The sequence below is a fragment of the Vibrio sp. 10N.261.46.E11 genome (assembly GCF_041472735.1).
GTDB lineage: Bacteria > Pseudomonadota > Gammaproteobacteria > Enterobacterales > Vibrionaceae > Vibrio.
This window is the reverse complement of record NZ_JBFRQW010000027.1, coordinates 23992-36992: the sequence shown is the minus strand read 5'-3', so window position 1 is coordinate 36992 and position 13001 is coordinate 23992. Positions and strand designations below refer to the sequence as shown.

Below are 13001 nucleotides of genomic sequence, written 5' to 3'. Positions count from 1 at the left end.
GCTTTAGTCTAGACTCTGAATTTAAAAGCCGAGCTCAATGCTCGGCTTTTTTGTGCCTGCTATTTGAACTTAAGCTTTGGTTGGTTCTATATATGCCGCAGCTTACTTCAACTAAACTTCGTCCCTATATCTAATGTTAGCGCTTAAACTTAGCTGTATCGCGTTCTAAGCCTATATTGAAATAACGTGCTACAAGATAATAAAACAATGAGTGAAGGCTATCTAAGCGACGTTACAGTGCATCTATTCGCAGAGTTGTACTCGAATGCAATTAAAAGAAGATCGGATTTTGTCGTTCACTATTCCCAACTCTTGTGATCTTTTTGATGCAAACATTGAGCAATTGAGCAAAAAGTTATCGGTAATGATAAACAGACAAAAGGGAAGGGGCTAGGTGGATTACGTGCATTGGTTCGATTCACTCTAGTTAACTTAATCGAATAAAAAACTAATGTGAGCAGTCCTTTACTTCGTTTATTAACCAACTGTCATATTCAACTATTTTTTAATTTCGCTCTCGAAATAAATGAACTAATGACTCAGATCAACTTAATTGTGTTCATTTGGTGCTTTTTGCAAAACAAAAGTTGAAAGATTCAAAAATTATTGAATAATGGGCTTAACTAAAATTGAAGTAAACACTTCATCCAATTCGTACTGAAACAGGATCCATATCCAATGTCTAATTCGTTTGTTCTGGTTATTAACTCGGGTAGTTCATCCCTAAAATTTGCTGTTATTGATTCTGTTTCTGGTGAAGCCGTATTGAGTGGCTTAGGGGAGTGTTTTGGTCTTGAAGATGCTCGTATGAGCTGGAAGTATCAAGGTCAGAAAACAGAAATTGCTATTCAAGGTGAGGGTAACCACCACAAAATTGCCATTGGCAAGTTGGTAGGCTTGATGGAAGATCTAGGCTTCACTGCTGATATCGTGGCTATCGGTCACCGTATCGTTCACGGTGGCGAGAAGTTCACTCAAACGGTTCGAATTACTGAAGAAGTAACGAGTGAAATTGAGAGCCTATCTGACCTAGCTCCACTTCATAACCCTGCAGGTGCTATTGGTATCCGCGCTGCGATTGAAGCTTTCCCTTCTTTACCTCAATTTGCTGTATTTGATACGGCTTTCCACCAAACAATGCCACAACGTGCATTTACTGGTGCAATCGCAAAAGAACTATACACAGACTTCGGTGTTCGTCGTTACGGTTTCCACGGTACGAGCCACTACTTCGTTAGCCGTGAAGCTGCGAAAATGGTCAACAAGCCAGTTGAACAAGCTAGCTTCATCTCTGTTCACTTAGGTAACGGTGCATCTGTATGTGCTATCAAAGACGGTAACAGTGTTGATACGTCAATGGGCTTCACACCGCTTTCTGGCCTTATGATGGGCACACGTTGTGGTGACTTAGACCCTGGTATCATCGAGTACCTACTAAAGAAAGGTTGGTCACAAGAGCAAGTATTTAACTCTCTAAACAAGGAGTCTGGCTTCCTTGGCGTGTCTGGTCTAACGAGCGATGCTCGTGGCATTCTAGAAGCGATGGAAGAGGGCCACGAAGGCGCTAAGCTTGCTTTCGAGGTGTTTACTTACCGCGTTGCTAAATACGTTGCTTCTTACCTTGCAACGCTAGACTCTTTAGACGGCATTATCTTCACTGGCGGTATCGGTGAGAACTCTCTACCAATTCGTCGTGAGATCCTAAGCAACCTTAAGATTCTTGGTTTTGTTGAAGATGTAGCGGGCAACGAAGCCGCTCGCTTTGGCGCTGAAGGCATCATCGCGAAGTCTGAAATGCTAGACGCTGTAGCAATGGTTATCCCAACCAACGAAGAGTTCGTTATTGCTCAACAGTCGGTAGAACTTCTGTAATCGAAGATAAAGTCTAAGCAAGACAAATATTGAAAAGCGAGCCCAAGTGGCTCGCTTTTTTGTGTCTAGTAAAGATGCGTCTGAACGCTTTAACAGGGGGCCAAATTAACTATGCCATTACATAGCCCACATGGCCATCGTCAAACGCTTTTAGAACAGAGTTTCAATTACAACTCACTTGGTACTCTGGAAGAGTTAAGGTTATTTAGCCCCTGAGCGGTAGTTTGGATCTGTCCAGTATCGAGGTAACTCTTCACCTGACATAAACACCAGTTCGGACTTTTTAAACATCTCAGGGTCTTGCTGTTCTTCGCCTGCTTGAAACCGACCTTCGATACTGTCTTGAAATAAGTTGGTCAATTTGGTCATTTCAGTAACATCTACGAGGTCACCGCTCTTTTTCTCTTTTAGAAACATTTCATTTACCCTCAATCTAATCGACTACCCTAATTATAATTGTTATTTAGAAAGTGAGAGTCTTTTCAATTCCGGCACTTCTTGACTAAGCGGACCTCAGAGCTACGCTTATGATCATCGACAACCCAATCGATGAGCAAACTCATCCTCAACAAATAAATGGAGTCGCGATGTCATCTGTCCACGTTGCAAACAATCTCAGTGAACTCATTGGCGATACCGATCTTGTTAGAATCAACAGTCTTTCAGAGATTTCAGGTTGTGAGATTCTTATTAAGTGCGAACACCAGAACCCGGGTGGTTCGATTAAAGATAGAGCAGCTCTTCAGCTTGTTAAGGATGCAGTAGAAGCTAGCAAACTTAAGCCGGGAATGACAATCGTCGAAGGTACTGCGGGAAATACGGGGATTGGCCTTGCTCTAGTGGCTAAATCTCTCGGTTATAAAATGTTGGTGGTGATGCCAAAAGGGCAGGCACAAGAGAAAGAGCGTATGATCTCGCTTTATAACGCTGAATTGTTATTGGTCGACCCTTGTCCTTTTGCAAATCCTGAACACTTTTATCACACGGCCAAGCGGATTGGTGTCGAAAATGAGATGATGCTGGCCGTATTAAGTCGACGCTTACCACTACATTGAATGGCTTTAGTGTTGAGAAACCGAAAGATGCGCACCAACGGATTGAAAGCAGTGCTTCGATTGGAAAAACAGCATTCAAACACTCTGAGAAACTCAATAATACTGATTCGGTTGTCCATGTGCCGATCCTGCTGAGTAGTCGAGTACTCAATCACCGTGGTTGTTTGGAAAAAGGAGTAAGGTAAACATAAGAAAGGCGTTAGTAGGCCTGAGCTTACTAACGCCTTTTTCATTTGGTGTCTTTTTATTTAGTGCCTTTTCTATTTTGTGGTTTTAGCTAGCCCCATGGAGTTTCACCTCAAACCGTAAGTTAAAAATCATAGAGCACAGCGAGATGTTAGAAATAATGAAACACCGGAGGTTCATGCATTAAGAAATTCTGATGCGAGATGTTCCAAGCATAAGCCCCCGCTAAGGTGAACACCACATAATCGCCGATGTCGATGTGATCGATATTTTGATTCCGTGCAAGGACATCTTTTGGTGTGCATAACTGCCCAACCAGCGTGGCTTTAGTCTGGTCTATCGGGTTTGAAATAGCAGGGGACTGCTTATTTTTCATGATAACAAAAGGGTGATCATGCCCTTGTGCTGCGGGCGTCCTGAAGTGATGCGTGCCTCCGCGAGCAATCACAAAGTTTTCACCGAGGTTTTGTTTAATGTCCAACACTTCCATCACGTAGTAGCCACAAGGTGCTGAGATGTAGCGCCCGCATTCAAAACGCAGTGTCCAATCTTGTAGTTGTTCTTTGGCGATCAAGAATTCTAACTTGTCACAAAACTCTACCCATGGAAAATGTTGCTCCTGATCTTGGTAATTGATTCCCATACCGCCACCCAAGTTGATCGTAAGATCTTCAAGTGAGTATTTCTCTTTCCACTCCTTCACTACTTGGAAATAACGCTCCATCAAAGCTAAGTGTCGACCGACTTCAAGTTGGTGTGACATCAAATGGAAGTGAAATCCTTTCAGTTTGATTAACGGGAAATCACGCAAATACATCAATGCGTTGTTTAACTCACTTTCATCTAAACCAAATGGAGTGGGCTTTCCTCCCATGGCTAATTTGCTAAGTGTGATGTCTCCAATGTCGATGTTCATGCGCAAGAAGATCGAAGCAGGCTTATCTAATTTTTTCGTTAATGCCCCAATACGCTGTAACTCAGTGATGCTTTCAACATGAATCGCATCAACATTGAGTTGAACTGCTTGCTCTAATTCACTTGGCATTTTCCCAGGACCACCAAAGATCAATGGTTTGTTAAGTTGTTGCTGGTGAAGGTGATTAAGTTCTCCACCCGAAGCCGCTTCAAAACCATCAATATAAGGCGCTAAAGTACGCAGTATAGGTGCTGAAGGATTCGCTTTTGCGGCATAAAACAGTTCAACGTTGTTAGGCAATACATGACGCATCTGCTTTATGTGTTGCTCCAGAGCCTTAAGATCATAAAGGTAAGCACACAATGGTTGATCTTGTTGTTGGGCGAGGTGTTTTACTTCTTGCTCTATATGCAAAGGAAGCTGAGATGAATTAGGCATGAGTAGCTCCTTTGATTTGGTTTGCCCAAGGCGTCGCAACTTGGGTGTAGCTTGATTCTTTATCGGCACTCTGCATTAAACGAGTTGTGAAATTGTTTTTGCTTGGGAAGTGTCCGCCATTGAGCAGATCAACCAACTCAGGCTGTTTACCATTGATTGACTGCCAGCGAGATATAGCATCTTGTAATGCGGCCCATAATGCCTCTTCAAGCTCTGAGTTCCCCTCAGCGATAAAGAAAATAGCTTCACTAACATTGTTAATGAAGGTGCAGTAACCTATGCGGTTCCAACCTTGCTCACGGCTGTAGTACACCGATTGACGAGCACGCTCTGAAAGTTGCTGAAGTGTCTCTGATGGCCAAAATTCGGGTAGCAGCTTAGTGCCTTCTAAATCTCGAATCCAAACACAGCATGGCATGTCTTTCTCAAAGCCAATCAGCGTGTTTTGTAAATGAGGTTCAAACGCAACCCCGTGTTTGAAGTAGTAGTTAAATACGCCAGGTATCAAGCAATGTAAGTAGCGCTCGAACCACAGTGTTGCGATACTTTCATACTGGTTTTGTGTGGCTTTCGCTTTTTGTTTGAGTTGAGTGACGATGCAACTGTTCCCGTCAGTGTCGTAAGCAAAGAGCGCACCCGCTAACGTTGGTTGCAAAATATCGGTTTCACTTAAACTGAAATTCTCTCGATATAAAATACCAAATGATTCTCGAGCTTTAATAACATCAGCTTGTTCTTGCTCGGCAACCGACTCTAGATTCAATGTGGTTGCGTAAGGTTCGGTCATTACCTTGAATACAGGATTATGAAGCTGTTCGCTTTCCTTTATTGGACGCAGAATTGAGGTTAATTGCACAGCACTATCAAGTTCATACCACGCGTTTTTACGAACACAGTTAGTTAAACGTACATTGATAGAAAACTTAGCAAACCAATCCATATCTGGGTGATAAAGAGTGCGTACTGATGACGTAGGTAAGAGCTTGTCTCCACCTAAGCCTAACGGCGTGATTTTTCCTTGTTCAATGGCGCGTTTGACGATTGGGTTCTGCAAAAGGGTATAACTTTCCCAAGGGTGGCAGGGGTAAAGCATTGTTGATGCTGAATCACTTTTTTCTGGGGCGAGTTGCTCAAGCATAGTCTGTGGCAACTTTCGACTATCTGAACAAAGGACGTCAAGCAGCGATGAGTCGACTTTAAACCAATACAAGGGCACCTTTGCGCCTACTTCTGGTGAACAAGCGAGTAAATCATCCATGCTGACACCAGAACGACTCTTCGGTGTTGGATGAAATGTGTGACCCCATAACAAGGACTGTTCTGAGGCGATAAATGCATTGTGGTGTTGAGGCGCAGTGTCTACATTGAGAAACTGCTCGGTGATCAACAAGCTGTTTTCCATTTGCTCAACCAACTCGTGATTGAATGGGATCACCAGCACTTGTTTGAGGTAGTTGAGTAACAGTGTGAGAGTCTGAGTCGCGTCAAGTTTACACCAGCCCGCCCCCGACGTTCTTGACCAAGGCATATCACAGAGTTTTACCTTTCCCAATGTACTCATGTATTGAATGGGCAAAACCAACAAGTCAATTTCTTCGGTCCGGTTTTGCTGAGGTAGATGAATCGCGACACGTTGCTCAGCGGCATAGTTTCTTTTTAAGGTTTGTGGCAAAGAAGCAGAGCTAAAACACCATTCGACTTGTTCGTTGGGTATGGCGTATTCACGCAGGTAACAATTCACTACGCCCATGATGGTATTAAGCTGGGCTCTTTCATGGTTAAGCTGAATCTTGTTACGATTTAACAGCTCTGTATTTTCAATGAAGTTCTCAGTGAGAGATGATTGACTGTTTAACATGTAGACGTCCAAATTTTGAAAGTATGATCATCGCTATAGCAGTACTCGCGCTGACCAAAGTAGAAAGTAAGAAAGGAACCTCAAGCCAACCCCAGTTTGAGATAAAAGACGCGCTTAACCCGGCTACTACGCCACCCCATTTAGACATAGCATCAAAGCGTGAGAATATTTTGCCACTTTGTTGTCGGTCGATTTGGCTTGCCAAAGCTTGGTGCAGCCCTTGATAGCAACAGACCATGCCAAGACCAAACAGAATACGAGCAAGTATCAACACCGCCTGATAAGGCATCAGATGCAATAGCGTACTGAGCGAAAGTAAACCAAAACCTAGCCACAACGTATTGAGCGGATGGCGGCGGTTGACCTTTTCAGAAAAAAGATGAACCTTCCCTGCGAAGAGCAAGTAAACACCGTGTGGAAGGGCATACAAAAAACCTATCCAAGCTTGATTTGTCACGCCGTATTGCTGCACGAAAGGTGAGAAATAGGGAAACGTGACGACCATGGCGAAAGCAAAGCAAAATTGCGCACTGAACACCCAATAAAGGGAGCGCAATGACGGTTTGGTGTGCTTTGTTTTATTCGCTGTTTGGTTTTCTATGTCACATAAAGCATCTGATTTCTCTGCCTTATCCGTTGGCAGCGTTAAAGTGATCGCCATCGCCAACAAAGGTAAAACGGATAACCATAGGTATGCATTCAGTGGATTTGTGTCAGATAGACCCCAGCCGAGCCCAATTGGCGCAATGATCAACGCCAAGCGGGCAGAAAGCTGAGTCTTATTGAGTGAGTTTCCGAGGGTTTTTGCATCTTTAATCTGGCTAGATAAATAGCTATTTGAGGCGGCCATAGTGCCGCCAAAGGTTCCTTGAACGATAAGACCAAACACAAACATGGTTAGGTTATCTGCCAAACCACACAGCGCAAAACCGGCTGCAAGCCCTATTTGGGCGCGTAATAGAGAGCGACGTCTACCATATCTATCGGCAAACTGTCCCCAAAAACGCGCAGCCAAAGCCGTGCAAAAGGTGGGTAGAATAAATAATACTCCTGCCCAATCAGAATCAATATGTGCGCCAAGTGTGGGTAATACCATAGGTAGAAACAGAGGCATCCCTAAGGCTGCAAATGCCGCAATAAAGTGGCACAGCAGCACGCAGTATATGAGTTTGGTCATACTGAATTAGCTTATGCTCTGTTTGACGGATTCGAGGTAAGCATGTTGTGCTTCTTTACTGGTAAGCAATAAAAAATTTGGTGCAGATAACCCATAGAACTTGTTGATATCGCTCGCGCCCGACGCTTCTTTTGACAACAAGCTACCTGAGCTCAATAAGTACTTTGCGTAGAGGTTTGGTGAATCGAGCAACATCTCTTTGGCCAGTGTGATGTCGTGACCTTGTCTGGCTAGTTGGTCAAGTTGCTGTGAAAGGCTAGCGGCAACCGTTTTGTAGAGCTCAGCCGATGTAGCAATACCTCGTTTCGCCATTGCTTCGACAATCGCTGCAATGTCTAGTTGCAACGTGATGGTGGTAAACATCTGCCCGAGAGCCAGTTCATCATCGACCTTAATGCGTTGATCTAACAGTTGGTTGCACTTGGTTGGGAAGTATTGTTCAAATGCTTCAAAACGTTCAGGCCAAATACGTGCTGCATCATTGTCTTTCATGGCCAAGGTCATTTTCCCTTGGTCATCGAAGGCAATAATGGCGTTCTGTTGGTTTGATTCCAAAGCGATACCATAGCGAATCCATAAAGTGAGGTGCACTTTAGATAACAGGTTAACGTAATCCTTGAACCAAGTTAGGGTGTCCTGCTCGTAATACTGCTCTGCAAGATGTTCTAAGAATAAGCGTCCATCAGGCATCGGGCTGGCAAGGGCGGCAACAGGCACAAGTGCCTTGTCTTGCGAATAGCTTAGCGGGTATTCACGCACAATATAGGCGAACGTTTTGTCATCTCCAACGTGGCCGCCGTGTTTCTCATTGCAATGAAAAAGCGTGCCTTGTAGGTCTGAATCACTCTGTTCTAAGTGCGTTAATAGGCGTTCAAACCAGTGGCCATCATAGAGCGTTGAAGGCTTGATGAGACGGATGTTTTTGGTACCTAATGAGCGCATGATCAGCGGTACTTTTATGTGAATGTGAGGCGCTTGATTCACGACTACAGTACGTACCGATAAGGTAGGGGTAACATCAAGGTATGGCGAAGGAGCCTGTATGATGCCATCGGGAAGAGATTTAAGACTTTGCAGTGTTAATGGGTGCGCCGGGAATAACTCATGACTCAGAGCAAAATCGTCGGGTAGGCCGACTTGTTCCATGGTAGGCCAGCATTGTGGCTGTGAACTGGTTAAGGTAACCAGTGATTTATCAATCGCGACCCAGCGTAGAGCGAAGCTTTGTGCGAACTCTGGTGCGTATTGTGCGAGGTCTTCATCGTTCAAACCGAATTTAGCGCGAGCGGTTGGGTAGTAAGGATGGTCAAGGTATGATGCGATTTGATCGGCACGTAGGAGTTTGTGACTCCAATGATCTAGCTGAGAAATCGGCTGCATTAACGATTCAGAGTGTTGATTGAACGCTGAGTCACAAAGTACTTTGTGCTTTTCTGCACATTCAAGTTCTTGCAAGTAACCATCCAATAACGAATGAGAGCTTTCGTGAGCACACGCTTTCAGTAATTTAATCCAATCACGATAATGCTGTTGAAGTTCAACCTGACCATTTTTCTCGATTAGCCAGCCATTACTCTCCACCCCATTTGAAGAGCCGTAACCCCAGCGTTGCATGTAATAACTTGGCGTGACGGGCAAATAGAGAGTGAAATCCGCATGCGTAAAAATAGCCCACACTTGCTCACTAGGGTAAGGCGATAGACTGAGTGTAGTAGGGAGCTGAGTATTAAATTGGCTTTGAGATACTAATCCAAATAGATCCTCACGAAGGCAGGTGTCTACAAGGCGTTGAGTTAGGTATAAAGCGTTGTCGTTCATGCTGTTACCTCGTTGACAGATGTGAGGTTAAATCGAGAGATCGCTCGTTGAAGCGCTGGTTCTAAAGATTTTCCGGAAGGAGACACGATTGAAATTCTTGCTAAGTAGTCTTTGTTTGAGAAGCTTTGTTGGAACGTGTCTCCAACTTGCTTGAGCACTTGCTGTTGTGTGACGATATCGCCACTTTGGTGAATAAACGATGTTGATGTGCCTTCAATGGTGCCGTTTTGGCCAGCCACCACATAGTGAACATTCGCACTGCCATTCATTTGAAGTGTGGAATCGATTTTGTTACCGAGGTGGAGGTTTAGAATGGTGCTGAACCATTTTCCTCCACTGAGGTTATTGAGTAAAAATTCTCGACCATCACCAATACTTCGATAGTTTATTTCGACTAATACTGGGCCTGACTCGGTGATGATGAATTCACTATGACAAACACCAAAACCTACCCCAAATGCCTGTAGTTGCCTTACACACTCGTCTCTGTATTGGACACTGTTAGTGCCATTCCAGCGTGCTGCGGTTTCAATAAAGTAAGGTGGTTCAGAGAGTTCTACATCAAACCCACCAAGAGCTGTCAAACTTTCTCCGTCCCCCAAGGTTTCAACTGTGATAAGAGGGCCCTGTAAAAAAGCTTCGACCAATATAGGGCTCGTGGGGTGTTTTTGCCAAAAGCGTCCGCAATAGCTATCAAGCTCAGCTTTAGAATTGCAACGTTGAACGTCCAAGCTTGCTACGCCTTCCTTAGGTTTGGCTACCACCGGAAAAGTGAAGTCAGATTCAGGAGGGGTGCCCGGATACAGTAATTTGCTTTGTGTATTAGGCAGTGACTTTTCGGTGAGAACTTGGCGCGTTAAGTGTTTGTTTTTTGCTTTTAGCGTCACTGTCCAGTCTTTCGAAGGTACACCAAAAAATTGAGCACATATTGCAGTAGAGGTTTGCAAATGGTCACTGTTGCTAAAAACACCTGTGGGTTTTAGGTCTCGCTCTGTGATGGTCTCGATAAGTTCAAGGGGGTTAAACACATCACATTCAAGAATTGCGTCAGGGCTAAATCGGTCATCATCACTGCTCAATCTTAGGTGGTTGAGCTTGTGATCTGTGATCAAAACGACGTGAAGACCCATCGCCTTTGCGGTAGGTACGAAGCCGTGAGTGACTGCGTCATTCACGACATGACTTACGATAATAATCGTAGATTTCATGGGGCTTTCCTAATTTTAAACGTTGTTGTCGCCTGCTCACAACTCGCTTTCAAGTGGTCTCTTTCTGTCTTTTAGGAAAGAGACTTTTGCTATCTTATTGTTTTTATTTACCGTTCTGTCATTAGCTGTGTTGCATATTGCTAGGCAAATATAGATCAAAAAATATATATTGCAAATATAAATGATATTTGTTCTTATTCGTATCCGTTGTGATTTATAAACTAAACCGGAATTAGAATATGAACGTTAGATTGGCTTTCACCCCTCTCGCCTTGGCAATTGGAGGTGCATTAACCACAGTGGCTACCGTGTCGAATGCAATGGCTTCAGAAGAAGTAACGGTGGATGAAACCGTGCAAGTTATTGGTCATCAGTACGAAGGCTACGCGGAGCACATGCCGCAATCGGGTACCAAAACGGATGTCGAATGGCTAGATGTCCCACAAGCCGTATCGGTGGTTACTAAAACAGAGATGGAAGATCGTGGTGCCGTACGCTTAGTGGATGCACTTGATGGTGTTGCAGGGGTTAACAATACCCTCGGTGAAGGTAGCCGAGACCAATTCGTGATTCGTGGCTTTGATTCGCTAAATGACATGTATCGTGACGGTATGCGTGACGATGGAACGTTGCAGTCGTATCGCAGCCTAGCCAATATTGAGCGTGTTGAAGTGGTAAAAGGCCCAGCCGGTGCACTTTATGGCCGAGGTTCTGCGGGCGGTATCATCAACTTGGTAACGAAACGCGCTAACGGTGACAACTTCACCAACGTAAATGGCAGTGTAGGAAGCAACAGTCAGTTTGTTGGTCAGGTTGACAGCTCAATGGCTTTTACTGATAAAGTCAGCGGCCGTATCAACGTGGAAAGTCGACAAGCGGATTCCTACGTAAACCATGTCGATTCTAATGATTTCTTTATCGCACCTACCATTCGAGTACTGCCAGCTGAAGGGCATACCGTTGACTTAGATGTCGAATATGCACACCAAGAGCTGGTGCCATATCGTGGTGTTCCATCCAAAAATGGCAAACCTGTCGATGTCTCTGAGAGTTCTTTCTACGGTGGCACTAACGATTATCAAGAGTCCGATAGCCTGCGTGTTGGCATTAATTATGAGTGGCGCTTGAATAGCGAGTGGGTATGGACAAACCGAGCGGCATACAATCATATCGAACTTGAGCAAAAGGGTACGCGTCAAGGTACTGTGACGGGGGATAAAGTTTCTCAAACCGTGAACAACTTCGGCTATGATCCTCGTACCACGACAACACTACAGTCTGAGTTGGTTTGGGAAACGGATTCTAACCAAATGATGATTGGTGCCGATTACAACCAGATCAATATCGATCTCACTCTCGCAAGCGACAAAACCTTACCTTCGAAAGATATCTATAATCCTGTTGCAGGTCCAACGCCTGATCCGGGTTTCAAACCTTTCCGTGATAACACGACAACGACCACTGGCGTCTACATTCAAGACGTTTACACCTTTGGTGATCTATCGGTGATCGGTAATGTGCGTTACGACTCTATGGAACTTGAGCAGCAAAAAGCCGGGAAAGCCCAAGAGAAGCTAGATGATAACAGAGTGAGCTACCGTGGTGGCTTGGTCTATCGTATCAACAACGATATGTCGGTATACGCAAGCTTAGCTCGTTCGTGGCAATTGCCTTACTCCGGTATTTATATCAACCCTAAACTGGCTGAATTCTTCCATACCGATCTAAAAGAAGTGGGTGCGAAAGCTTACTTACTCGATAACGCTTTGATGCTCAATGCCGCTATTTTCCAAATTGATCAAGAACAACCACAAACCAATATTAATGGCGACGTTATTAATAAGATTGAAGCACGTCACCAAGGTATTGAACTGGAAGCTCGCGGCCAGATTACAGAATTGTGGGATATTTCAGTTGGTTATAGCTACCTAGATGCAGAAGATAAAGATACAGGCAAAAAGCCTAATGATGTATCCGATCATCTGTTCTCACTCTGGAGTACTTACCAATTATACGAAAACTGGCGTTTGGGCGGTGGTGTGAAATACGTAGGCGACCGCTACGCGGGTAACAATGAAGCTGTTGCATTAGGTGATTACACCACTGTTGATTTGATGGCTGCGTACACCACGGGCCGTCACAAAGTTCAAGCGAACGCTTATAACGTACTTGGCGAGAAATACATTCTCGGTGCAACCAGTGGTAAGTCGGGTACGAACCAGATTGGTTACGGAGCGCCAGCTGAATTCATGCTCAGCTACGGCTATCAGTTCTAAAAGCGAGCTCAGCTCTAAGAGTCGTCAATTTCTATGCGTTTTTACGTTTCTAAGATCTAGTACGTTTCTAAGAGCTATTACGTTACTAAAAGCTATTTCAACTGAAAAAACTATTGATTTGTTCGCTACGAGTGAGTGAACAGTTGACCTCATTTTGAGGTCGTTTAGCCCAATGGGTCAAAGCGTTGGCATAACTT

8 protein-coding genes and 2 pseudogenes are annotated in these 13001 nt (G+C 44.3%); 4 read left to right on the top strand and 6 right to left on the bottom strand.

Going from position 1 to position 13001, the window contains the following annotated elements:
• Positions 1–678: 678 nt before the first annotated feature.
• Positions 679–1872 carry an acetate/propionate family kinase gene (locus AB4407_RS09295; protein ID WP_372048982.1) on the top strand — a complete coding sequence of 398 codons (1194 nt, stop codon included), beginning with the start codon at positions 679–681 and terminating at the stop codon, positions 1870–1872.
• Between the two features lie 201 nt (positions 1873–2073).
• Here the strand turns inward: AB4407_RS09295 and AB4407_RS09290 are convergent, their stop codons facing one another.
• Positions 2074–2289 carry an acetyltransferase gene (locus tag AB4407_RS09290; protein ID WP_372120346.1) on the bottom strand — a complete coding sequence of 72 codons (216 nt, stop codon included), beginning with the start codon at positions 2287–2289 and terminating at the stop codon, positions 2074–2076.
• Positions 2290–2459: 170 nt separating this feature from the next.
• Here AB4407_RS09290 and AB4407_RS09285 point away from each other — a divergent pair.
• Positions 2460–2885: pseudogene (locus AB4407_RS09285) on the top strand (pyridoxal-phosphate dependent enzyme); the annotation flags it as partial.
• Between the two features lie 2 nt (positions 2886–2887).
• Positions 2888–3010: pseudogene (locus AB4407_RS09280) on the top strand (zinc-binding alcohol dehydrogenase family protein); the annotation flags it as partial.
• A 254-nt stretch (positions 3011–3264) separates the two neighbouring features.
• On the opposite strand, the gene AB4407_RS09275 reads toward AB4407_RS09280, so the two are convergent.
• From AB4407_RS09275 to AB4407_RS09255, 5 genes are read right to left on the bottom strand one after another with little or no spacing between them, the layout of a single operon-like run.
• A complete protein-coding gene (locus tag AB4407_RS09275; RefSeq protein ID WP_372120345.1) occupies positions 3265–4467 on the bottom strand; it encodes a type III PLP-dependent enzyme in 1203 nt (400 codons plus the stop codon).
• The gene (locus AB4407_RS09270; RefSeq protein ID WP_372120344.1) at positions 4460–6325 is read right to left on the bottom strand and encodes an IucA/IucC family siderophore biosynthesis protein; all 1866 of its coding nucleotides are present in this window, start codon (positions 6323–6325) and stop codon (positions 4460–4462) included. The genes AB4407_RS09275 and AB4407_RS09270 overlap by 8 nt, the downstream gene beginning before the upstream one ends.
• Positions 6297–7502 (bottom strand): MFS transporter, encoded by a 1206-nt coding sequence (locus AB4407_RS09265; protein ID WP_372120343.1) that lies wholly within the window; start codon positions 7500–7502, stop codon positions 6297–6299. The genes AB4407_RS09270 and AB4407_RS09265 overlap by 29 nt, the downstream gene beginning before the upstream one ends.
• Positions 7503–7508: 6 nt before the next feature.
• Positions 7509–9320: an IucA/IucC family protein gene (locus AB4407_RS09260; RefSeq protein ID WP_372120342.1), complete on the bottom strand. Its 1812-nt coding sequence runs from the start codon at positions 9318–9320 to the stop codon at positions 7509–7511.
• On the bottom strand, positions 9317–10528 hold the full coding sequence (locus tag AB4407_RS09255; RefSeq protein WP_372120341.1) for an acetyl-CoA carboxylase biotin carboxylase subunit family protein: 1212 nt from the start codon (positions 10526–10528) through the stop codon (positions 9317–9319). The genes AB4407_RS09260 and AB4407_RS09255 overlap by 4 nt, the downstream gene beginning before the upstream one ends.
• A 239-nt stretch (positions 10529–10767) precedes the next feature.
• Here AB4407_RS09255 and AB4407_RS09250 point away from each other — a divergent pair, with 239 nt between their 5' ends.
• Positions 10768–12804 carry a TonB-dependent receptor gene (locus AB4407_RS09250; protein ID WP_372120340.1) on the top strand — a complete coding sequence of 679 codons (2037 nt, stop codon included), beginning with the start codon at positions 10768–10770 and terminating at the stop codon, positions 12802–12804.
• Positions 12805–13001 lie beyond the last annotated feature (197 nt).

What these genes read in the sequence shown, in the direction of transcription:
- AB4407_RS09265 (WP_372120343.1), bottom strand. Translation starts at nt 7,502, where the DNA reads ATGACCAAACTCATATACTGCGTGCTGCTGTGCCACTTTATTGCGGCA.
- AB4407_RS09255 (WP_372120341.1), bottom strand. Translation starts at nt 10,528, where the DNA reads ATGAAATCTACGATTATTATCGTAAGTCATGTCGTGAATGACGCAGTC.
- AB4407_RS09260 (WP_372120342.1), bottom strand. Translation starts at nt 9,320, where the DNA reads ATGAACGACAACGCTTTATACCTAACTCAACGCCTTGTAGACACCTGC.
- AB4407_RS09290 (WP_372120346.1), bottom strand. Translation starts at nt 2,289, where the DNA reads ATGTTTCTAAAAGAGAAAAAGAGCGGTGACCTCGTAGATGTTACTGAA.
- AB4407_RS09275 (WP_372120345.1), bottom strand. Translation starts at nt 4,467, where the DNA reads ATGCCTAATTCATCTCAGCTTCCTTTGCATATAGAGCAAGAAGTAAAA.
- AB4407_RS09250 (WP_372120340.1), top strand. Translation starts at nt 10,768, where the DNA reads ATGAACGTTAGATTGGCTTTCACCCCTCTCGCCTTGGCAATTGGAGGT.
- AB4407_RS09270 (WP_372120344.1), bottom strand. Translation starts at nt 6,325, where the DNA reads ATGTTAAACAGTCAATCATCTCTCACTGAGAACTTCATTGAAAATACA.
- AB4407_RS09295 (WP_372048982.1), top strand. Translation starts at nt 679, where the DNA reads ATGTCTAATTCGTTTGTTCTGGTTATTAACTCGGGTAGTTCATCCCTA.